The sequence below is a fragment of the Methylobacterium sp. ARG-1 genome (assembly GCF_001262595.1).
GTDB lineage: Bacteria > Pseudomonadota > Alphaproteobacteria > Rhizobiales > Beijerinckiaceae > Methylobacterium > Methylobacterium brachiatum.
This window is the reverse complement of the sequence record NZ_LHCD01000082.1, coordinates 1-700: the sequence shown is the minus strand read 5'-3', so window position 1 is coordinate 700 and position 700 is coordinate 1. Positions and strand designations below refer to the sequence as shown.

Below are 700 nucleotides of genomic sequence, written 5' to 3'. Positions count from 1 at the left end.
ACACCGCCCGTCACACCATGGGAGTTGGTCTTACCCGACGGCGCTGCGCCAACCGCAAGGAGGCAGGCGACCACGGTAGGGTCAGCGACTGGGGTGAAGTCGTAACAAGGTAGCCGTAGGGGAACCTGCGGCTGGATCACCTCCTTTCTAAGGATTTCTCTTTGGACATGGGGTCCGGTTCTGCCGGATCGCAGCGAACGTCCGTTCGTCCATCGAGGATCATTTAGGATACAGGGTTCAGTCAGAACCCATTTTGCGGGACGGCGCCGTCCTCGTTTCTCTTTCTCGTTCCGGGCCATCGGGCTCCGTCATCCCTTGCGCAGGGATGTGCGTCGAGCCGGCCCGGAGATTGCGTTTGCCGCGGCAGACGATCGGCGAGGACCGTAGGGTTCGGCTGGTCGCGCCGCGTGCGAAGACATCAGTGACATCGTGAAGAGGGAATGTGGCCGTTGGGGGCGCGAAAGCGTCATCCCCGGCGGTCATGTTCGGCAAGCATACGGTGGTGGGTCCGGAAACGGATCTGCCACTGGTCTTTTTGTGACCGTGTCGCGCTGATCGGCCAGCCTTACGGCTGTCGGATCAGCGACGGACATCGATCACGAGAGCGATCAAGTGCCTTAAGAGCATTCGGTGGATGCCTTGGCGCTGAGAGGCGATGAAGGACGTGGTACGCTGCGATAAGCCTTGGGGAGCTGCGAAC

2 rRNA genes are annotated in these 700 nt (G+C 61.1%); both read left to right on the top strand.

The annotated features are described in order from the left end of the window. Window positions 1–147, top strand: a 16S ribosomal RNA gene (locus tag AKJ13_RS29880); the annotation flags it as partial. 459 nt (window positions 148–606) lie between these two features. Continuing rightward, window positions 607–700 (top strand): 23S ribosomal RNA (locus AKJ13_RS29875); the annotation flags it as partial.